At 66.8% G+C, this 21,184-nt stretch carries 19 protein-coding genes; 7 read left to right on the forward strand and 12 right to left on the reverse strand.

What is annotated here, in order from left to right; genetic code table 11:
- Positions 1–29: 29 nt before the first annotated feature.
- Positions 30–488 carry a CBS domain-containing protein gene (locus ACFPO9_RS09120; RefSeq protein WP_379769710.1) on the forward strand — a complete coding sequence of 153 codons (459 nt, stop codon included), beginning with the start codon at positions 30–32 and terminating at the stop codon, positions 486–488.
- Positions 489–528: 40 nt separating this feature from the next.
- On the opposite strand, the gene maiA is transcribed toward ACFPO9_RS09120, so the two are convergent.
- Together maiA and ACFPO9_RS09130 are read right to left on the reverse strand one after the other, a co-directional pair.
- Positions 529–1,173, reverse strand: a complete 645-nt coding sequence (gene maiA / locus ACFPO9_RS09125; protein ID WP_379769713.1) for a maleylacetoacetate isomerase — start codon at positions 1,171–1,173, stop codon at positions 529–531.
- Entirely contained in the window at positions 1,170–2,195 is a 1,026-nt protein-coding gene (locus ACFPO9_RS09130; protein WP_379769715.1) for a fumarylacetoacetate hydrolase family protein, read from the reverse strand. Before ACFPO9_RS09130 ends, maiA begins: the two co-directional genes overlap by 4 nt.
- Positions 2,196–2,287: 92 nt before the next feature.
- Between ACFPO9_RS09130 and ACFPO9_RS09135 the strand changes: the two genes are divergently transcribed.
- Complete coding sequence (locus ACFPO9_RS09135) at positions 2,288–3,202, forward strand: LysR family transcriptional regulator (protein WP_379769717.1); 915 nt, start codon at positions 2,288–2,290, stop codon at positions 3,200–3,202.
- A gap of 4 nt (positions 3,203–3,206) precedes the next feature.
- Positions 3,207–3,773, forward strand: a complete 567-nt coding sequence (locus tag ACFPO9_RS09140) for a gamma-glutamylcyclotransferase (protein ID WP_379769719.1) — start codon at positions 3,207–3,209, stop codon at positions 3,771–3,773.
- A 10-nt stretch (positions 3,774–3,783) separates the two neighbouring features.
- On the opposite strand, the gene ACFPO9_RS09145 is transcribed toward ACFPO9_RS09140, so the two are convergent.
- The 9 genes from ACFPO9_RS09145 to ACFPO9_RS09185 form a co-directional block, all read right to left on the reverse strand.
- Positions 3,784–5,109, reverse strand: a complete 1,326-nt coding sequence (locus ACFPO9_RS09145; protein ID WP_379769722.1) for a diguanylate cyclase — start codon at positions 5,107–5,109, stop codon at positions 3,784–3,786.
- 154 nt (positions 5,110–5,263) lie between these two features.
- Positions 5,264–5,827, reverse strand: coding sequence for an AAA family ATPase (locus tag ACFPO9_RS09150; RefSeq protein WP_379769724.1), 564 nt, complete (start codon positions 5,825–5,827; stop codon positions 5,264–5,266).
- Positions 5,828–5,909: 82 nt separating this feature from the next.
- Positions 5,910–7,121 (reverse strand): PA0069 family radical SAM protein, encoded by a 1,212-nt coding sequence (locus ACFPO9_RS09155; RefSeq protein WP_379769726.1) that lies wholly within the window; start codon positions 7,119–7,121, stop codon positions 5,910–5,912.
- A gap of 110 nt (positions 7,122–7,231) precedes the next feature.
- On the reverse strand, positions 7,232–7,852 hold the full coding sequence (locus ACFPO9_RS09160) for a tRNA-uridine aminocarboxypropyltransferase (protein ID WP_379769728.1): 621 nt from the start codon (positions 7,850–7,852) through the stop codon (positions 7,232–7,234).
- 45 nt (positions 7,853–7,897) lie between these two features.
- Entirely contained in the window at positions 7,898–8,521 is a 624-nt protein-coding gene (locus ACFPO9_RS09165) for an NADPH-dependent FMN reductase (protein ID WP_379769730.1), read from the reverse strand.
- A gap of 35 nt (positions 8,522–8,556) precedes the next feature.
- Positions 8,557–9,951: an efflux transporter outer membrane subunit gene (locus tag ACFPO9_RS09170; protein ID WP_379769732.1), complete on the reverse strand. Its 1,395-nt coding sequence runs from the start codon at positions 9,949–9,951 to the stop codon at positions 8,557–8,559.
- Entirely contained in the window at positions 9,948–11,048 is a 1,101-nt protein-coding gene (locus tag ACFPO9_RS09175) for an HlyD family secretion protein (protein ID WP_379769735.1), read from the reverse strand. Before ACFPO9_RS09175 ends, ACFPO9_RS09170 begins: the two co-directional genes overlap by 4 nt.
- Before the next feature lie 20 nt (positions 11,049–11,068).
- On the reverse strand, positions 11,069–12,802 hold the full coding sequence (locus tag ACFPO9_RS09180) for an MFS transporter (RefSeq protein ID WP_379769737.1): 1,734 nt from the start codon (positions 12,800–12,802) through the stop codon (positions 11,069–11,071).
- Entirely contained in the window at positions 12,799–13,275 is a 477-nt protein-coding gene (locus ACFPO9_RS09185) for a MarR family winged helix-turn-helix transcriptional regulator (RefSeq protein WP_379769739.1), read from the reverse strand. Before ACFPO9_RS09185 ends, ACFPO9_RS09180 begins: the two co-directional genes overlap by 4 nt.
- 251 nt (positions 13,276–13,526) lie before the next feature.
- On the opposite strand from ACFPO9_RS09185, the gene ACFPO9_RS09190 reads away from it, so the two are divergent.
- Together ACFPO9_RS09190 and ACFPO9_RS09195 are read left to right on the forward strand one after the other, a co-directional pair.
- The gene (locus ACFPO9_RS09190) at positions 13,527–14,717 is read left to right on the forward strand and encodes a dienelactone hydrolase family protein (RefSeq protein WP_379769742.1); all 1,191 of its coding nucleotides are present in this window, start codon (positions 13,527–13,529) and stop codon (positions 14,715–14,717) included.
- 223 nt (positions 14,718–14,940) lie between these two features.
- A complete protein-coding gene (locus ACFPO9_RS09195) occupies positions 14,941–16,140 on the forward strand; it encodes an esterase/lipase family protein (protein WP_379769744.1) in 1,200 nt (399 codons plus the stop codon).
- A 30-nt stretch (positions 16,141–16,170) separates the two neighbouring features.
- Here ACFPO9_RS09195 and ACFPO9_RS09200 read toward each other — a convergent pair whose 3' ends face one another.
- Positions 16,171–18,072, reverse strand: a complete 1,902-nt coding sequence (locus tag ACFPO9_RS09200) for a hybrid sensor histidine kinase/response regulator (protein WP_379769746.1) — start codon at positions 18,070–18,072, stop codon at positions 16,171–16,173.
- 244 nt (positions 18,073–18,316) lie between these two features.
- Here ACFPO9_RS09200 and ACFPO9_RS09205 point away from each other — a divergent pair, with 244 nt between their 5' ends.
- Both ACFPO9_RS09205 and ACFPO9_RS09210 read left to right on the forward strand, forming a co-directional pair.
- Entirely contained in the window at positions 18,317–20,569 is a 2,253-nt protein-coding gene (locus tag ACFPO9_RS09205; RefSeq protein ID WP_379769749.1) for an ATP-binding protein, read from the forward strand.
- Between the two features lie 19 nt (positions 20,570–20,588).
- Complete coding sequence (locus ACFPO9_RS09210) at positions 20,589–21,047, forward strand: response regulator (RefSeq protein WP_379769751.1); 459 nt, start codon at positions 20,589–20,591, stop codon at positions 21,045–21,047.
- The last annotated feature ends 137 nt before the right edge of the window (positions 21,048–21,184 follow it).

Consider the following 21,184-nt stretch of genomic DNA (forward strand, 5'->3'; position numbering starts at 1 on the left):
CAGCCACCGCCAACCCACAGGAGAGCCTCATGCAAACGATCCAGGATGTGATGACCCGCGACGTGCAAAGTATTTCGCCGCAGGAAACGATACAGCGCGCCGCCCAGATGATGGACGAATTGAACGTCGGCTCTATCCCCGTGCTCGACGGCCGGAAGCTGGTCGGCATGATCACCGACCGCGACATCACCGTGCGCGCCACCGCCGCCGGCCAGGCGCCGGGCAGCACCCGCGTCGGCGACGTGATGAGCACCGACGTCCGCACCTGCTCGCCAAACCAGAGCGTGGACGAGGTGCTGGGCCAGATGGGCGACGTGCAGATCCGCCGCGTGCCGGTCGTCGACGCGCAGTCGCAGGAAGTGGTCGGCATCGTCTCGATGGGCGACATGGCGACCAAGCACTCGGGCGGCATCGAGCGCGCACTGGAAGAAGTGTCCTCACCCTCGAAACCGGACCGCTCGGCGCCGGAATCGCAGACCCGGCACTGACCGGGCGCCAAGCGGGCATTTCACCCGGCACGGCCGCGGATTACTCGGCGTCCGGCTGGTTCGAAGGATGCGCCGCGACGAAGGCCGGCATCGCGATGCAGGCCGCGTTGATGCGCGCAATCGCCGGATAGGCGGCGATATCGATGCCATTGCGCTGCGCATTGAAAACCTGCGGCACCAGGCAGCAGTCGGCGATGGTCGGCGTGTCGCCGTGGCAGAACGCGCCGCCGGCGAGGTCGCGCGCCAGGTGATTCTCCAGCGCCTCCAGGCCGCCGACCAGCCAGTGGCGGTACCACTCGGTCTTCTGCTCTTCCGACAGGCCCAGGTCCCGCACCAGGTAGCGCAGCACGCGCAGGTTGTTCACCGGGTGGATGTCGCAGGCGATGATCTGCGCCAGTTCGCGCACGCGGGCGCGCCCGATGGCGTCCGCCGGCATGATCGGCGTTTGCGGATACGCTTCCTCCAGGTACTCGAGGATGGCGATCGACTGCGTCAGCGTCATGCCGCCGTCCTCGAAGCTCGGGACCAGGCCGCTCGGATTGATCGCGCGGTAGGATTCCTGCAACTGCTCGCCGCCGCCGCGCAGCAGGTGCACGGGAATGGCGTCGTAGCTTAAACCCTTCAGGTTCAGCGCGATGCGGACGCGGTAGGCGGCCGAGCTGCGGAAATAGGTGTAGAGCTTCATTTCTGCGCCCCGTGATAGTGGACCACTTCCTGGTCGATGGCGCCGAAGATGCTCGCGCCGCTCCCATCCAGCATCTCGATGCGGACCGTGTCGCCATAGCGCAGGAAGGATGTCTGCGGCGCGCCCTGCTCGATGGTCTCGTACATGCGCACTTCGGCCAGGCAGCAGTAGCCGACGCCGCCGTTGGCGATGCTCGATCCGTGCAGGCCGCCCTGCTTGTTCGACACCGTGCCCGAACCGATGATGCTGCCCGCGGCGAGCTCGCGCGTCATGGCGGCGTGCGCGACCAGTTGGGCGAAGCTGAAGCTCATGTCGTCGCCGGCGTTGGGGCGGCCGAAAGGGGCGTCGTTGAGCGTGACCTGCAGCGGCAGGCATAGCTTGCTGTCGCGCCAGGCATCGCCCAGTTCGTCGGGCGTCACCGCCACCGGCGAGAAGGCGCTGGCCGGCTTCGACTGGAAGAAGCCGAAGCCCTTTTCCAGCTCTTTCGGGATCAGGTTGCGCAGCGAGACGTCGTTCACCAGCATCACCAGGCGGATCGCCTGCGCCGCCTGCTCGGGGCTCGCGCCCATGGGCACGTCGCCGGTGACGACCGCCACTTCCGCTTCGAGGTCGACGCCCCAGTCCTCGGACAGGACCGCGATCGGGTCGCGCGGGCCGACGAAGGAATCCGAGCCGCCCTGGTACATCAGCGGATCCTGGTAGAAAGACGGCGGCACCTGGGCGCCGCGCGCTTTACGGACCAGTTCGACGTGGTTGATGTAGGCCGAACCGTCGGCCCACTGATAGGCGCGCGGCAGCGGCGATGCGCACTCCTCATCCAGGAAGGACACCGCATCTGCGGCCATCCCCTGGTTCAGCAATTCATAGATCTGCTGCAGCTGCGGGGCGATGCTGTCCCAGTCGTCCAGCGCGGCCTGCAGGGTGCGCGCGATATTGGGTACGGCCTGGCAGGTGACGAGATCGCGGCTGACGACGACCAAAGTGCCGTCGCGGCCGCCGGCTTTCAGGGTGGCGAGTTTCATGGATTCCTCAGCGATTGAATGATGTCCCAATTAAAAATGAAAACGGACTATCATACAAACAGTTTTTTTCGCCCTATTTATCGGATTATCTGATGAATCCAACCCTGCGCCAGATGCGCGCCTTCATCGCCGTGGCCAAGACCGGTAACTTTACGCTTGCGGCGCAGTTCCTGCACGTCACACAGTCCGCCTTGTCCGGTTTGATCAAGGAGCTTGAGCAAACGCTGGGCGCCCGCGTGATCGATCGCAGTACGCGCCGGATTGCCCTGACGGAAATGGGCAACGAGCTCTATCCCTTGTTCAACCAGATGATCGACGATCTCGACCGCGCGCTGGCCAACGTCGCCGATCATGCGCAGCTGCGGAAGGGCATCGTGCGGGTCGCGGCGCCCCAGTTGATGGCCTGCACCCTGCTGCCGCAGGCAATTGCCGCCTGGCGCGAACGCCACCCGGACGTCAAGGTCAGCCTGGCCGACAGCGGCGTCGAGAACGTCACCGCACGGGTGCTGTCCGGCGAGGTCGACTGCGGCATCGCCCCCGAGCGCGACGAGACGCCGGAGCTCGAGGCGCGCCTGTTACTGGATATGCCCTTCGAGGCCGTGGTCCCGCCAGGCCATCCGCTGGCCGGCCGCGACCAGCTGGCCTGGGGCGACCTGGCCGGCTTTCCCTTCATCTCGCTGCGCGGCCAGTTCACCGAGCGCCTGCTGGCCGACATGGGCGACGCCCCGCGCGAAGCCACCTTGAAACCCGAGCACGAAGTCAATTTCATGAGCACCGCGCTGGCGATGGTGGCGGCCGGCCTCGGCGTCACGGTCAGCATGCCCTACGCGGCGGCGCTGGTGCAGCGCCATGGGCTGCTGACCCGGCCGCTGACGGATCCGGTCCTGACGCGCCGTTTCTTCATCTACACGCGCGGCCAGCGTTCGCTGTCGCCCGCGGCCGAGGCTTTTATTGCCTTTTTGGCCGAGTACGTCGGCAGCGGGCTGCCGCGCCAGCCGCTAGAATAAGGACATGTCCCATAACACCATCGCCATCAATCGGGCCATGGACCGCTTCGACAGCCACGCCAGCGTCTGGCTGTTCGGCTACGGCTCCCTGATCTTCAAGGCAGACTTCCCCTTCCTCGAACGCCGCCCGGCCCACATCGGCGGCTGGAGCCGGCGCTTCTGGCAAGGCTCGCACGACCACCGCGGCACCGAGACCGCGCCCGGCCGCGTCGTGACCCTGGTCCCGGAAGCCGGCGCCATCTGCCACGGCATGGCCTACCTGGTCACGCCCGAAGAATTCGCCCACCTCGACTACCGCGAAAAGAACGGCTACCTGCGCCTGGCGACAAGCATCCATTTCGAGGACGGCAGCGCGGCCGAGGGCTTGGTCTACATTGCCACCCACGAGAACGCGGCCTACCTGGGCCCGGCCAGCGAGCGCGACATTGCGCGCCAGATCGCTGCCGCCTGCGGCCCGAGCGGACCGAACAGCGAATACCTGCTGGAACTGGCCAAGGCCCTGCGCGAACTGGGCAAGTTCGACGCGCACGTGTTCGAGATCGAGCGCCATCTGGCGGCGTTTCTACGCTGATCCGGCTCCGCTAAGCAGCTGCCCGGGCGATCGGCGCGGGGCAGATGCGGTCGCGCCCGCCCTGCTTGGCTTCGTAGAGCATGGCGTCGGCGCGCAGGAACAGCGCATTCTCCGTCTGGCAGGCCGGATAGGCGGCCATGCCGCCGCTGAAGGAAAAGCGCCGCACGTCGCCGGCGCGGACTTCGAAGGGCAAGGCGCCGAAGGCACGGCGCATCGCATCCAGCCGGGCCCAGCCCTCCTCCACCGTGCAATCCCAGAACACGAGCACGAATTCCTCGCCGCCAAAGCGGCTGAGCAGGTCGCGCTCGCCCAGGTGGGAAGCCAGGCAGACGGCCAGGCGCTTCAGCACGATATCGCCAAAATAATGGCCCCAGGTATCGTTGATGGTCTTGAACTTGTCGATGTCGATCACACCGTAGGCCAGCAGCCGCTCCTCGCGCGCCGCCTGGCGGATCAGTTCCTGGGCCTTTTGCTGCAGGCCGACCTTGTTGAGCAGGCCGGTGGCGCGGTCTTTCGAAATCAAATCCTTGCTGACGCGGATCTTGCTGGCCCGGTTGACCAGCTGGGCGCACAGCAGCCCGGCGTCGCCGGCCGGCAGCACGGCGTCGAAGCCGTTCGCCAGCGCGCGCTGCATCAGGGCCGCATCGGGCTGGCGCTGCAGGAGCACGATCTCGCGCACCGGATCGGCTTCGATGTTCTTCTTGAGCACCCACGCCAGCGACTCGGTGCGCGCGAACTCGGCATCGCTGACCAGCACCAGGTCGGGCTGCAGCTCGCGCACCCGCAGGTGCAGGGTCTGGGCCTGGTCATGTTCGACCAGTTCGATCCGCGCCTTGTGCAGGCAGGCCTCGTCCATGCCGCTCATGTCGCCCAGGTGCATCAGGCGCACCAGGTCGCCGCGCTTCTGCTGGACGAAGAGCTTGAACAGCTTGTCGACCAGCACGTCGTTGGCGATCGGCTTTTCGGCATAGGCCAGGCAGTGGCAATCAACCAGCTTCTGCTGCAGCAGGTAGCGGCCGCCCTGGCGGCTGCTCTGCAGGTAGACGTATTCCTTCCCGGCCGGCAGGCGCTGCAGCAGCTCGCCCAGCATCAGGGTCTTGCGGCTGTCCAGCATGTCCGACTGCATGTTGTGCAGGGCGTCCAGGTCGATCACGAACAGGCCGTTGCCGGTATCGCCCTCCACCGCCGCCACGAACTGGCTGACTTCGCTGAAGAAAGCCATGTCGAAGTCGTATTTGTGGGCGTGCAGGCGCAGCTCGGCCGCGTTGTCTTTGATAAAGAAACTCTGTGACAGGAGCAGCGCGCGATATTTATAAAGCGGGACAGGGCTAGGCATCTTGCAGGGTCCGTCGATGCAAAAAGTTGCACGGCTAACATACAAGGATATTGCCCTGAAAGGTATAAAAAATGGAAACTTTTTTTACTGCCATGTGTTGACATAGCACAACAACAACACTCGGACTGTCCGGCGCGGGTCGGCGCGCCCCAGCCTACACGACGCCCTCGATCACGCGCCGTACCTGCAGCGCGCGCTCCTCGACGCTGCCGCTGACCAGGGTGTAAGGAATGCCGCGCGCCTCCAGGTCCTTCAGCACCAGTTGGTGAATGCGGCCGCGCCAGGCTTCGTTTTCGCGCGCCGATTGTTCTTCGTAGGGAATGTCATCCGCGCAGACGAAGGTATGGGCGTAGCGCTCGCGGCACTCGTCGGCGCAGCGCAGCAGCTCGGCCGGCGCCGGTTCGGTGACCTGGCCGAATTCCAGGCCCAGCAGCAGCGTGGTCAGCGCATTCGTGTCGACGAACAGGTAGCGCCGGACATAGGGCATCTGCTCGTCTTCGGCCTCGCGGTGGCGCAGGGCGATGTCGACGTAGTCCTCGGCATTCAGCTGGCCCTGCTTGTCCTCCCAGATATAGCGGCCGATCTCGGGCACGGCGACGCTGCCGTACTGGCGCGCGAGGTATTCGCACAAGGTCGACTTGCCGGTCGATTCCGCGCCGACGAAGACGACCCGCTTGACCTGCCCTGCTGTGCTGCTGCCCTGCTCTTCCATATGCATCCCGTGATCGAAAAACTGCCATCCAGAAAGATGAGAGCGCCATCCTAGCCGACGACGGCGCCTGCCACAAGACGCCGCCTGCTCAGAACAAGTCCAGCTGCGGGCTCGCCTTGGTCGTCTTGCTCGCCGGCTTGCCGCCACCCTCGACCGCCGGCGCGCCGCCGAACAGGTCGAGCTGGGTCACGTCCTCGTCCCGGCGCCGGCAGGCGGCCGCCGAAGGCACGACCAGCGGCCGGCGGAACTGCGCGCCGTCCATCTTGCTGAAGCGGCCATTGAAGCCGTCCATGCCGAGCCGCTTGACCGCCTTCGTGAAGCGCTGGCGGATCAGGTCGGCCCATACGCCTTCGCCGCTCATGCGCTTGCCGAAGTCGCTGTCGTATTCCTTGCCGGCATGCATATCCTTCATGCGGTTCAGTACGCGTTGCGCACGGTCTGGAAAATGAGCGTACAACCATTGATGGAACAAGGGGTTGACTTCCCACGGCATGCGCAACACCGTGTAATGCGCGCCGACCGCGCCGGCATCCCTGGCGGCTTCGAGAATGCGCTCGATTTCCGGTTCCGTGATGAAGGGAATGATGGGCGCCACGCTGACGCTGACCGGGATGCCGGCCTCGGTCAGGGTGCGGATCGCGCGCAGGCGGCGTGCGGGCGCCGCCGCGCGCGGTTCGAGCGTGCGCGCGATCTCGCCGTCCAGGGTCGTGAGCGTGATGGCGGCCGCCGCCAGGCCCTTTTCCGCCATCGGCGCGATCAGGTCGATGTCGCGCTCGATCAGCGCCGACTTGGTGATCAGGCCATAGGGGTGATTGCACTCGCCCAGCACTTGCAGCACTTCGCGCGTGATGCCGCGCTCGCGCTCGCACGGCTGGTAGGCGTCCGTGTTCACGCCGATGGCAATGCTCTCGGGCACGTAGCCGGGCTTGGCCAGCTCGCGGCGCAGCAGGTCGGCCGCGTTGACCTTGGCGAACAGGCGGCTTTCGAAGTCCAGCCCCGGCGACAGGCCGAGGTAGCTGTGCGAAGGCCGGGCGAAGCAGTAGATGCAGCCGTGCTCACAGCCCCGGTAGGGGTTCAGGGAGACATGGAAGGGAATGTCCGGCGACGCATTGCGCGTCAGGATAGTTTTGGCGAACTCATCCGTGACGATGGTCTTCGGCGGCGCCGCTTCATCGGTCTTCAGTCCCGGGACCGTCCAGCCGTCGTCGAAACGCTCGCGGCCGTGGACTTCGTAACGGCCCTGGAGGTTGGACACGGCGCCACGGCCCTTGTGCGGCGTCAGCGGCCGCGGGGGGATCATGACCTGCCCTTGCAATTCCACGTCTTCAGCCCAAGCTTGTTGGCGATTCACTATGGCGCTCCCGAGTACTGTATGGATATACAGTATCGTACACCCGCTTTACTGGCGGTTCAAGCGCAAAATCGCCGGGATTGTTGTTCCACAAAGCCGGCGAAGCTGACAAACAACGGTGCGTAGTGTTCAGGCCGGTTTTCGAGTTGCGAAAGTGCGTGGGCGGCCGCTTCCAGCGAGGACAACTGGTCCGGCGCGTGGGCCTTGCGAATCCGATAAGCCGAGGGTGGCAAGTCCTGCAGGCCCAGGCGCGGCAAGGCTGGCAGCAAGGAATTCAAGTAGAGCATCTTGCGGCTCTTGCGCCAGGTGGCGTCCAGCAGCACCAGGCGCAGCCTGGCCGGCGCGGCCAGCAGCGCCGGATCGAGCACGGGCGGCAAAGGCAAGCCCAGCGAAGCCTCGCCCACCGTCCGCGGATACAGCAGCAGCGGCGTGCGCCCATCCGCGTACAAGGCCGTCTCCAGTTCCGCCGCGGGAAAAATCTCGCCCACCAGCAGCCGGCTGGACGGCAGGCACAGGTGCAGCAGCCGCGCGCTGTTCTTGGCGTTGTGCACCTCGAGCGGATGTTGCAGGACCAGCAGCTCGACCTGGCTGTCCAGCGGAGTCACGAAGCGGCAGATGCAGGCGCTCTGCGCGCGCAGGCAGGCGGCGCAGGTCGCGCGGCGGGGTTCGGTCGATGTCATGGGCGCCGATTGTACCCGCGCGCGCTCGAGCCCGAAAACCGAAGCTCAGTAGCTGCCGCCCACCCGCTCCCCGCGCGGCGGCATGTTGTCCGGCACCGGAACCGGCGGATCGTCCTTGCGCAGCGGCTTCAGGGCGCCGGCCCACTGCACCACCTGGTCGAGCATGATCTCGACCGAACGCTCGTGGTGCTCGGCCGGGTTGAAGGCCGTGAAATTCTCGAAGTCGGTGAACAGCGACAGCATGACCTGGGCGCGCACGTCGGCCACCATCAGCTCGCCCATCACCAGGCGCAGGTTCTCGATCGCGCGCGAGCCGCCCGCGCTGCCGTAGCCGACGAAGCCGGCCGCCTTGTTGTTCCACTCCTTGTACAGGTAATCGATGGCGTTCTTCAGCGCGCCCGAGGTGGCGTGGTTGTATTCCGGCGTGACGAACACGAAGCCGTCGAACTCGGCGATCTTCGCCGCCCACGCCCTGGTGTGCGGCTGCGAATACTGGCCCATCGAGGGCGGCACCGGCTCGTCCAGCAGCGGCAGCTGGAAATCCTGGATGTCGACCAGTTCGAAGGCGGCGTCGCCGCGCGTGCCCGCGCACTCCATCACCCAGCGCGCCACGTCCAGCGCCTTGCGTCCGGGGCGGGTGCTGCCCACGATGATTGCGATGTTGATCATGCCTGTCTCCCGGTCTGCGAAATAATTAATACCGTTTAGTGTATTCCAGGCCAACCGCCGCCCAGCGCCCTGTATAAATCCACGTGCGCCGCCAGCCAGCTCGCCCGCAGCTGCAGCACGTTGGTCTCGGCACTGAAGGCGTTGCGCTGCGCATCCAGCTCTTCCAGATAGGACGAATAGCCGTTGCGGTAGCGGTTGTGGGCGATGCGCAGCACCTCGGCGGTGGCGACCCGGCGCGCCTCGGCCTGTTCCAGCTGCTCGCGCAGGCGCTGCACCGCCGACAAGCCGTTCTCGGTCTCGGCGAAGGCGTTGCGCACCACGGATTCGTAGGCGAACACGGCGCGGTCGCGCAGCGAAGCCGAGATCTCGGCCTGGGCGCGCAGGCGGCCGGCGTCGAAGACCGGCGCCAGCACGCTGCCGCCGACGCTCCACAGCATGCTGCCGGCGCCCAGCAGGTCCGGCAGATTGTGCGCATAGCCGCCCACCGAGGCGGTCAGGCGCAGCGAAGGCAGCATCTGGTCGCGCGCGGCGGCCAGGCTGGCGTCCGCGGCGGCGACGCCGCGCTCGGCCTGGGCGATGTCGGGGCGGCGGCGCAGCAGTTCGGACGGCAGGCCGGGGGCGATGCCGGGCGGGCGCAGCGCGCTCAAGCCGGCGCCGCGCGCGACCGGCCCCGGACTGGCGCCCACCAGCAGGTTCAGCGCATTTTCCTGCTGGGTGATGGCACGCTCCAGCTGGGGCACGACGGCCGCCGTGTTGCGGTATTCGGCCTCGGCCTGCGACAGTTCCAGGCGCGAGCTATAGCCGACTTCGAACTGGCGCCGCGCCAGCGCCAGCGACTGCTCGCGCGATTGCAGGGTCTGGCGGGCCAGCGCCAGCTGGGCATCCAGCCCGCGCAGGTTCAGGTAGCCGGACGCGGTGCTGGCCGCCACCGACAGCGCCACCGCATCCGCCGCCGCCTGCTGGGCCGCATAGTCGAAGCGCGCAGCCTGCGTCGCTGCCGCCAGCCTGCCCCAGGGATCGAATTCATACGCCGCCTGCACATTCCCCGTGATCGCGGTCGATTCGACCGGCGTGCCCAGCGGCCCGATGGCGCGCGCCCGGGCCGGTCCCGCGCTCACCGACACGCTGGGCTCCTGGGCCGAGCGGGCCACGCGGATGCGCGCCTGGTATTCCTGCAGCCTGGCGCGCGCCGTGCGCAGGTCGCCGTTGTGCGCCAGCGCCTGCGCCACCAGGCCGTCCAGCACCGGGTCGCCGAAGGCCCGCCACCATGCCTGCTCGACGGCGGCGGTGGGCCCGATTTGCAGCGGCGCGCGCCAGCTGGCGGGCACCTCGAGCGTGGACGCCGGGCGCTCCTGCACCGGAATGCGGCAGCCGGCCAGCAGCAGCGCAGCCGCGGCAGCGGCCAGCGATAAGCGGAACGCCTTGCTCATCGCGCCTGCCCTTTCGTTGCGGCGGCCGGCGCTCCGGTATCGATACTGGCCACCACCGACATGCCCGGCCGCAGGCGCGCCGCCAGTTCCTGGTTCGGGTCGATGCTGATGCGCACCGGGATGCGCTGGGCGATCTTGACGAAGTTGCCGGTCGCGTTGTCCGGCGTGATCACCGAGAACTCGGAACCGGTGGCCGGCGCGATCTGCTCGACATGGCCGCGCATCTTCGCGTGGTTCAGCGCGTCGACGGTGAAGCTGACCGGCTGGCCGAGCCGCACCCCGGCCATCTGGGTTTCCTTCATGTTCGCCACCACCCACATGGCCTGCGGCACCAGCGCGGTCAGCTGGGCGCCGGCGTTGACGAAGGCGCCCAGGCGTACCGTGACCTGTCCCAGCTGGCCGTCGCGCGGCGCATTGATGCGCGTGTTCGCAAGGTCGATTTCCGCCAGCTTCACCGCTGCTTCGGCATTCGAAACAGCCGCCTCCAGCGAGGCGCGGTTGACGTCCACCGTGCGCAGGTTCTGGCGCGAGATCTCCAGCGCGGCGCGCGATTGCGCGGTCTGCGCCACCGCCTGCGCATGCGCGGCGCGTGCGGCGTCCCGTTCGCGCGCGGACAGCGAACCGTCGGCCGCCAGCTCCTCGACCCGGCGCAGGTCGGCCTGGGCGCGCTGGGCCTGGGCGCCGGCGTTCGCCACCGCCGCCTGGTTCTGGGCGATGGTGGCGGCGGCGCTCTTCTGGCTCTGGGCGAAATTGGCGAGCGCCGCGCGCTGGGCCGCCAGCTGGGCGCGCGCCTGCGCCAGGCGCTGCTGGTAGATGCGGTCGTCGATGCGCATCAGCAGCTGGCCCTGTTTCACGTTCTGGAAATCCTGGACGTCGACTTCGACCACATAGCCGGACAGCTGCGGACTGATGATGGTCACCTGCCCGCGCACGGTCGCGTTCTCGGTGCTCTCGACCGTGCTGCGGAAGGGCGGCAGGTCCCACGCATACAGCACGATCAGGACGCCGATCAGCGCGATGAGCGCGAACAGGGCGCCGCTGACGACGACGTGGCGGTTCGATTTTTGCTGGGCGGCGGTGCTGGTGGTCTCGGCCATGGCGGTGTCGTTTCAATAGATCATGTTGGGCGGGTCGTGCCGTCGACGGTCGGCTCGGGCGCCTCCCCGGCGGCGTTGGCGATCGGCGAATCGGTGACGGTTTCGGGCGCCGTCACCGCGGCGGGTGGCGGCGCGGCGTGCGGCGGCGGCGCCACGTATTTGAGCCACAGCGCGCGTCCGAAAATCCAGGCGGCCAGCGCGGTGGCGAGGACGGAAATCGCCAGGAACACGTCGTTGTAGGCGAGGATGTTGGCTTCGCGGGTGGCGGTCTGGCTCAGTATCGAGATGCCCTGGCGCGTGCGCGAAGACGGATCGGCCAGCACGCGCCCGTAGGCCGCCGCGCCCTGCTGGATGCGGGCCGCCACCAGCGGATCGAGGCTGCTGAGCTGGTCGGCCAGGTTCGAGGAATGGAATTTCTCGCGCATCACCTGCCACGTGCCCAGCAGCGCGGAGCCGAGCAGGCCGCCCAGGTTCTGGGTCAGGCCGAACAGCACCGAGAAGGTAATCAGGTTGGCCGGGTTGGTGATCACGGTGCCCAGCAGCGTCAAGAGCAGCGGGCCGAGGAAGAACACGCCGCCGAAGGCCAGCAGGGCCTGGCTGAGGTACATCTCTTCGGGGCGTGTCAGGCTGGTGGCGTGCGAATCGATCCATGCGCCCAGCGCCATGATCAGCAAGGCGATCACCTGGGGCGCCATCAGGTGCGGCGGATTGAAGGTCAAGGCCGACATGACGATGCCGAGGATGGTCGCCAGCAGCACCACCAGGAACAGGGTCTGCAGCTGGTCGTTGTTCAGCCCCACCATGCGCAGGAAGCCGACCGCGCCCACGCTCTGCTCGGACAGCACCACGCGCACCAGGATCATGGCGATGAACAGGCGCGCGATCATGCCATTGGTGAGCCAGCGCAGGTTCAGCAGCGGGTTCTTGCGATTGTGCTCGACCGCGACCGCCGCCAGGATCAGGATGATCGACACCGCCAGCGCCACGCCGATCCAGGGTTCCTGGGTCCACCACAGCACGCGGCCGAAGCTCAGGGCCGCGCACAGCAGCGCCATGCCGGGCGCGAACAGGGCGAAGGTGACGAAGTCGGTCGGGCGGAAGGCCTTGAAGCGGTCGCCCGGCGGCAGCTTGAGCCATAGCACGGCGCCCAGCGTGACCAGGGTCAGGCCCAGCTCGAAAACATACAGCCCGCGCCATTCGGCCAGTTGCAGCAGCCGCGTCGAAAACAGATAGGCGATCGGCTGCGCCAGCTGCGAGATGCCGGTCGAGATGATGATCCCGCGCGGCCGCCAGGCCTTGGTGAAGGATTGCAGCGTGTAGTACAGCCCCAGCGTGGACAGCGCCGCGCCGACCATGCCGTGCGCCGCGCGCACCGCGATCGCCGAGCCCAGGTCGTTGACGAACAGGTGGCCGAAGGTCACCAGCGCGTACAGCACGAGGAAGAACTCGGTGAAGGCGCGCAGCCCGAACTGCTGGCGGAACTTCACCAGCAGCAGGTTCATCGAGATGTTGGCCATGACGTAGGCGGTCGGCAGCCAGGTGGTCTCGGCGGCAAAGGCGCCCAGCGTGCCCTGCAAGTTGACCAGGTTGACCGTCACCAGCGCATTGCCGAGGCCGCCCGTGATCGTGACCAGGGTCCCGACCAGGAAAAAGGCAATGCGGCGCGGCGTGGAGTGGGCGGGAAAGGATGGGCCGCCCGGCATGGTGGGCCGCTCGTCGGGGTGCCATTCGCGCGGGGCGTACTTGTCGCTCATGCGCTCTCCAGCACCTGCTGCAGCTGCTCCAGCACGCCGACCGCCAGCGCGACCTCGCCCGGGTCCAGGCGCGCCAGCGCTTCGCGCCGCAGCGCGTCGGCCTGCACCCTCACCTTTTCCTCGAGCTCGCGGCCCTCTTGGGTCAGCACCACCAGCTTGACACGGCGGTCGCGCTGGCTGGGGATCCGTTCGATCAGCCTTGCCGCGGTCAGGCGGTCGATGGTGGCGACCAGGGTTGCGCCGTCCACGCCCAGTTGCTGGGCCAGCGCGGTCTGCGACGGCGGATGCGGATCCTTGGCGCCGGCGCGTTGCATGTCCGCCAGTGCGGCGATGGCGCTCCAGCCGGCCGCGGTCAGGCCGCAAGGCTTGAGCTGGCGCTCGAGCGCCTTCTGCCACGCCCGCCCGCCGGCCTGCAAGGCCTGGGTGAATCGTTCACTGAGGTGCTCGTTCAGACCTTCCTCGAGAGTAAGCATGGGCCACCTAATCGTTGGACATACAAATTATCTGCCTGTTCTGGCAAATGTGGCCACACACGAAGATTTAATGCGCGAATTGGTTAAACGGATATTGCTCTCGGAAATTACCGTGCTTAGAATCAACTCATTCCGCTAAGCAATTGGTTTCTTACGGACACATCCGTGAGGCCGCTGTCGAAGAGTTTTCCATGTTTAGAGCACCCGCATCTGTTCGCAAACTTACGTCCGCAGCGATTGTCGTCCTCGCCATGCTGCCCGGCTTCTCGGTCGAACAGGAGTTGCAGCTCGACTACCGGATCAACGAGCACATCGTGCTGATCCCGGCCGGCCGCAACCACCAGGCACGTCTCGAGACGACGGTGTTCCAGCCGAACGGGCCGGGGCCGTTCCCGTTGATTATCATTAATCACGGCAAGGATCCGGGCCACCCGAACCTGCAGCCGCGCGACCGCTTCTATCACATGGCCCATGCCTTCGTGGCGCGCGGCTACGCGGTGATGGTGCCGATGCGCCAGGGCTTCGCCAACTCGACCGGCCGCTACCGCGACCACGGCTGCGACATGACCGCCAACGGCTATATCCAGGCCGAAGACATCCGCGCCACCCTCGAATACGCCCGCGGACAGAAATGGATCGACGCCGACCGCATCGTGGTCGCCGGCCAGTCCTACGGCGGCCTGGCGACAATGGCGCTCGGCACCGAGGAACTGCCGGGCGTGCGCGGCCTGATCAACTTTGCCGGCGGCCTGCGCGACGACAGCAACGGCTGCGGCTGGCGCTCGGCGCTGGTCTCGGCCTTCGCCGAATACGGTTCGCAGAACAAGATCCCGAGCCTGTGGATGTACGGCCAGAACGATTCGCTGTTCGGCCCGGAACTGGTGGCGCGCATGCACGACGCCTTCGAACAGGCCGGCGGCAAGGCGAAGCTGGTCGAATACGCGGCCTTCAAGCGCGATTCGCACGGCATGCTGGCCAGCCGCGACGGCGAAAAGGTGTGGCTGGCCGACACCATGCAGTTCCTCGAGCGTGTCGGCATGCCGACCAAGGTGCTCTACAAGGTGCCCGAGCCGCCGCTGCCGCAGCCGACCAATTTCGCCACCGTCGACGACGTCGATGCCGTGCCCTTCCTGAGCGAAAACGGCAAGCGCGCCTACGCCGACTATCTCACCAAGATGACCCCGCGCGCCTTCGCGGTGTCAAGCAGCGGCGCCTGGTGCTGGGCCGAAGAAGGCGAAGACCCCGAAGCCCGCGCCCTCGCAACCTGCTCGGCCAAGAGCGACAAGCCTTGCCGTTTGTACTCGGTGGACGAGCATGTGGTGTGGAACCCGGACCTGGCCGAGAAAGCGGCGGTGACGGCATCGAACACGCCGGCGCCGGTGCCAGCGCAGGATGCGACGGGGACTGCGCAGATGGGTAGTACGGCGGCTGTTACCAACTAAGGATGAACCTCATTCCCGCGCAGGCGGGAATCCAAGTTGCAGGCAAATCCCCAAACTTGGGCGAATAGTGCTGGGGGCACTATTCCGCCTGCGCGGGGAGTCGTTTCGGACAGTGCCCGGAACGACGGTTTCAGGCTGCAGGCCGAGGTTTGGGGCCGCTCAAGCCTCTCATCCAATACCAATTCGACAATGTAGAGCCCGCCACCCGAAATGGGAGAGCCACATGTCGCCCACCAAAACCCTCGGCGCCCGAGCGCTGCTGGCCCTGGCCTGCCTGCTGAACGCCGCGCCGGCCGGGGCCGCCAATAACGACCCGATCGTGCTGGTCCACGGCTTCCTCGGCTTCGGGCCGGACACTGATCCCGGCAACGCTTTCCTGTACTGGGGCGGCTACCACGACATCGCCGCGCGCATGCAGCTCTACAAGGGTCCGCACGCGGTGTACACGGCCGGCGTCGGCGCGATCAGCTCCAACTGGGACCGCGCCGCCGAGCTGTACGCCCAGATCAAGGGCGGCTGCGTCGATTACGGCGCCGCACACGTCGCCCGCTACGGCTATCCCGGCCAGCCGCGCCGGCCCGCCGGCAAATGCTGGGCCGCCGATCCGGCCAACAATCCGCACGGCTATCCCCTCGCCTTCCACCCGCAATGGGATGCGGCGCATCCGCTCCACCTGGTCGGCCACAGCCAGGGCGGCACCACGATCCGCGCGCTGATCCAGCTGCTGGAACACGGTTCGCCGGACGGCGACGAAGGCGGCGGCGAACTTTACCGCGGCGGCAAGACCGGCTGGGTGAAGAGCGTGGTGACGATCTCGGCGCCGCACAACGGGACCACCTTGCGGGACGCGGTGCTGGACGTGATGCCGAATCCACGCAGCCCGCTGCGCGACATCCTCGACCAGCGCCTGGCGCACTGGGAGATGGCGCCGGACGGCGCGCGCGAATTCAACCGCTGGGCGCTGACCTCGCCCTCGGTCTATTATTTTTCGCTGGGGACGCAGGCCACGGTGGCCGGCGCCTGGTGCTGCAACGGCAGCGACCGCGTGATCGCGCCGGTCCAGAGCAGCCAGTTCCAGTACCCGCGCGAGGACATGATCCCCTACTTCAAACTATTCGCCGGAGAGCTGATCGTCGGCTCGCTGGCGCAGCCGGGCATGGGTTCCTATACGCAGTCGGCGCCGGGCCGGGTGCGCATCGACAGCAGCTGGTTCGCCAGCGACGGCGTGGTCAACACGGTCAGCATGCGCGCGCCCGCCGGCCATCCTGTGCGCGACTACGATGGCCGCGCCGTGAAAGGGTCCTGGAATTACCTCGGCACTTACGAGGGCTACGACCACTTCGATATTTTGAACTGGACGAATCCGGGGCCGTCGGCGGATGCGGTGTACGACCGCATCTGCGACATTATTTTTGGATTGTGATGCGTGGGCACAGGGTGCCCGCCCTGCGCATCACATCGTCGAACGCAGCGTCCGCGCCAGATCGGCCAGCCGATAAGGCTTGTTGACGAAGGCGAAATCGTTCAAGTCCTGGCCGTGGCGCTGCTTGAGGGCCGGCAGCGGATAGCCGGAGGCCAGCATGATCTTGGTGTCCGGATAATGGGTGCGCGTGTAGGTGGCCAGCTGCAGGCCGTCCATCCCGTTCGGCATGACGACGTCGGTGAACAGGATGTCGACGTCGCGCTGCTCCAGCATGTCCATCGCCTCGCGGCCGCTCGCGGCGGTCAGCACGTCGTAGCCCATGCTGGCGAACAGCGAGGCCGCCACGTCCATCAGGTCCGGCTCGTCCTCGACGATCAGCACGCGCTCGACCTGCGCGCGGCGGTCTTCCTGGGCCTCGGACACCACCGCCGGCAGGTAGATCGCGATGGTGCAGCCTTCGCCCGGCCGGCTCTCGATCACCACGTCGCCGTCCGACTGCTTGATGAAACCGTAGACCTGGGACAGGCCCAGGCCCGTGCCCTTGCCCACTTCCTTGGTGGTGAAGAAGGGTTCGAAGGCGCGCGCCACCACGTCGGGCGGCATGCCGGTGCCGGTATCGCTGACCGACACGCGCACGTAATCGCCGGCCGGCAGGCTGCCGGCTTCGTGGTGGCCGAGCGTGAGGTTGCGCGTGGCGATGACGATGCGGCCGCCGTCCGGCATGGCGTCGCGCGCGTTCACCACCAGGTTCAGCAGCGCCGATTCGAAGCGCGCGCTGTCGATCACGGCGCTGTGCGCCTTGCGGTCGAGGTCCACTTCGAACTCGATGTCGGCATTGCCGGCGCGCCGCAGCACCGGCTCGAAGGAGGTGATGATGCGGTTCAGGCTGCGGGTTTCGGCCTGCAGCGGCTGCTGGCGCGCGAACGCGAGCAGCTGCTGGGTCAAACGCGCGCCGCGGTCGACCGCGCGCCGCATGCTGTCGAGGGTGCGGCTGTCGCCGCCCTGGCCGCCGCGCTGCAGGGCCAGCACCTCCAGGCCGCTCGACAGCACCGACAGCAGGTTGTTGAAGTCGTGCGCGATGCCGCCGGTGAGCTGGCCGATCGACTCCATCTTCTGCGCCTGGTAGAGCGCGGCGTTGGCCGCCTCCAGCGCCTCGGCGGTGCGCTTCTTCTCGGTCAGGTCGCGGGTGATCTTGGCAAAGCCGACCAGCTTGCCCTCGTCGTCGTGGATGGCGTCGATGATGACGTGGGCCCAGAAGCGGGTGCCGTCCTTGCGCACGCGGCAGCCTTCGGCCTCGAAACGCCCGGCCGTGGCGGCGGTCGACAGCGCACGCTGGGGCACGCCGGCGGCCAGGTCCTCGGCGGTGTAGAAGCGCGAGAAATGGCTGCCGACGATCTCGTCGTGGGTATAGCCCTTGATGCGCTCGGCGCCCGAGTTCCAGTTGGTGACGATGCCTTCCGGCGACAGCATGTAGATCGCGTAGTCGGTCACGCCCTGCACCAGCAGGCGGAAGCGCTCCTCGCTCTCGCGCAGCTTGTCCTCGGCCCGTTTGCGCTCGGTGACGTCGCGCGTGACCTTGGCAAAGCCGAGCAGCGCGCCTTCCTCGTTGTAGATCGGGTCGATAACCACGTGGGCCCAGAAGCGGGTGCCGTCCTTGCGCACGCGCCAGCCTTCGGCTTCGAACTTGCCCTGCTCGAGCGCGGTTTTCAGGGCGCGCGCCGGCAGGCCCGAGGCGCGGTCTTCGTCGGTGTAGAAACGCGAGAAGTGCTCGCCCAGGATTTCCTGCGCCACGTAACCCTTGAAGCGGTTGGCGCCCGCATTCCAGCTGCTCACGTGCCCCTGCGGGTCGAGCATGTAGATCGCGTAGTCGTTGATGCCGGAAATCAGGTACTGGTAGCGCCGGTCATCCGACAAGACTTTCTGTTGCGGCATGTGTTCGCTCATGGCTTAACGTTCGTGTCGAGATGCATTAATGCATTGAATCAAATCTAATCAATCATACACGCTGCAACTGACCCTGTCCGCGCAGCTCGTACCGGATTTCACGTCTTAGCATGCCAGAAATGTTGCAAGATCGCCGCGTCGTCAATATCGACAAATTGACCGATACAAGAGCACTTTCGTTTCATTGTAAAATGACGGATCTGCAATTGACGATCTTCCACGCCAAACCTACATGAATCCGGCTCCACCCGTCCCCGAACTCGACCTGTCCGCCTGCGACCGGGAGCCGATTCGCACGCCCGGCAGCATCCAGCCGCACGGCTTCCTGCTGACCCTGTCCGCCGGCATGGAGGTGCTGCAGGCCAGCGCCAATCTTGGCGACTGGACCGGCACCACTGCGCAGGCCGCGGTCGGCCGCCCCCTCGCCGACGTGATCGGCGAAGGCGCCGCCCTGCGCCTGGCGCCGGAGCTGGCGACCAAGCTGGGCTTGCGCCCCTATTACGTGGGCACGGTCACCACCGGGAACAACCGCCGCTTCGACGTGCTCGGCCACCAGTGGGACGGCGTCACCATTCTCGAGTTCGAGCCGACCGAGCGCGCCGCCACGGCCGACTTCCGCCACTTGTACTCGCTGATCGGCGACTTCCTTCAGAAGGTCAACGGCGCCGAAAGCATCGAGTCGCTGGCCCAGCTGGCCTGCCACCACGTGCGTTCGGTGACGGGTTTCGGCCGCGTGCTGGTGTACCAGTTCGACCGCGACGGCCACGGCCACGTGATGGCGGAAGCGAAGCAGGACGACTATGCCTCCTACATGGGCCAGCACTTCCCGGCCTCGGACATCCCGGCCCAGGCGCGCCAGCTGTATGCGCTGTCGCCGATCCGCCTGATCCAGGACGCCAACTACACGCCGGCGCCGCTGGTCCCGGCCACCAACCCGGCGACGGGCAAGCCGAACGACCTGTCGTTCGCGGTGCTGCGCAGCGTCTCGCCGGTGCACCTGCAGTACATGCGCAACATGAACACGCTGGCCTCGATGTCGGTGTCGCTGATGGTCAAGGGCCAGCTGTGGGGCATCATCTCCTGCCACAACGAAGGCCCGTCGCCGGTGCCCTTCGAGCAGCGCACGGCCTGCGAGCAGCTGGGCCAGTTGCTGGCGCTGTGTATCGAATCGCGCGAAGACGCCCAGGAGCTGCAGTTCCGCCTCGAGGTGCGCCGCATCATGGTGGCCATGCTGGCCGGCCTGACCCAGGGCAGCGACTTCGTCGAGAACCTGGCCAGCGTTTTTCCCGAGCTGCTGCGCTTTGCGCGCGCCACCGGCGTTGCCGTGGTGGTCGACGAGCGCGTGCTGAGCTTCGGCGACGCGCCCGAACAGGACCACATCCTCGAGCTGGTCGACTGGCTGGCGCTGCACGACCATGGCGAGGTCTACCACACCGACAAGCTGTCCGCCGAGTGGCCTGAAGCCCAAAAAATGATCCGCAACGCCAGCGGCCTGCTGGCGATGCCGATCTCGCGCATCCACAAGCATTACCTGCTGTGGTTCCGTCCCGAGTTCGTGCACACCATCGAATGGGCCGGCAACCCGCACGACAAGCTGGTGCAGGCCGCGGTGGACGGCCGGCCGCTGCAGCTGTCGCCGCGCACCAGTTTCGCCGCCTGGCGCGAGACCATCCACGGCGCCAGCGTGCCCTGGCACGGCGCCGAGATCGAGCTGGCGGTGGAATTCCGCAGCGCCCTGCTGGGCATCGTCCTCGAACGCGCCGAGCAGATGGCCGAACTGGCCGGGGAGCTGACCCGCTCGAACAAGGAACTCGAAGCCTTCTCGTATTCGGTGTCGCACGACCTGCGCGCCCCGCTGCGCCACATCGTCGGCTTTGCCGACCTGCTGATCGAGGCCAGCGGCAGCGAGGACGGTGAGCAGCGCCAGCGCTTCCTGAAGAACATCAAGGAAGCCGCGCGCCTGGCCGGCAAGCTGGTCGACGACCTGCTGTCCTTCTCGCAGATGGGCCGCGCCTCGCTGCGCCCGACCGACGTCGACATGGGCGACCTGGTGGCCGCCTGCATCGACAAGCTGGCGCTGGAAACGCGCGGCCGCAACATCGAGTGGGACATCGCCCCGCTGCCGCTGGTCCACGCCGATCCGGCCTTCCTGCACCTGGCGATGTTCAACCTGCTGTCGAACGCCGTGAAGTTCACCGGGAAGCGGGACCCGGCCGTCATCCGCATCAGCGCCGACGACGCGCCGAATGAAACCATCATCCATGTGGCCGACAATGGCGCCGGCTTCAACATGGACTACGTACACAAGCTGTTTGGCGTATTCCAGCGCCTGCACCGCATGGAAGATTTCCAGGGAACCGGCATCGGCCTGGCCAACGTCCGCCGCATCATCGAGCGGCACAATGGCAGGGTCTGGGCCGATTCGGTGCAGGGCGAGGGCGCGACCTTCTCTATCGCACTTCCAAAACATGTATCGAACGACTGATCCGACCCCGAAAGAATCCATGCTCAAGCCCATCCTGCTTGTCGAAGACAACCCGAACGACCTGGAACTCACGCTGATCGCGCTGTCGAAGAGCCAGCTCGCGAACCAGGTCATCGTCGTCCGTGACGGCGCCGAGGCGCTCGACTACCTGCACCGCCGCGGCGAACATGCGCAGCGCCCGGCCGGCAATCCGGCCGTGGTGCTGCTCGACCTCAAGCTGCCGAAGGTCGACGGCCTCGAAGTACTGAAGGAAATCCGCACCACCGACGGCCTGAAGCCGCTGCCGGTCGTGATGCTGACCTCGTCGCGCGAAGAACAGGACCTGGTCCGCAGCTACGAACTGGGCGTGAACGCCTATGTGGTCAAGCCGGTGGACTTCACGGAATTCGTGCGCGCGATCTCCGACCTGGGGATCTTCTGGGCCGTGCTGAACGAACCGCCGCCGGGTTCGCAGAAGTTCGTGCGTCCAGCGAAGTAAGGTAGGGTGGGCACCCCGTGCCCACGCGGATGCCGCCAACACGCAAACGTCATGCGTGGGCTCGGAGAGTGTTCAGCACAGGGACATAGGTAACACTTGTCTAGAGACATAGGTAACACCTTTTATGATCATTGCAC

The organism is Massilia aerilata (genome assembly GCF_042656905.1).
Classification (GTDB): Bacteria; Pseudomonadota; Gammaproteobacteria; order Burkholderiales; family Burkholderiaceae_D; genus Telluria; species Telluria aerilata.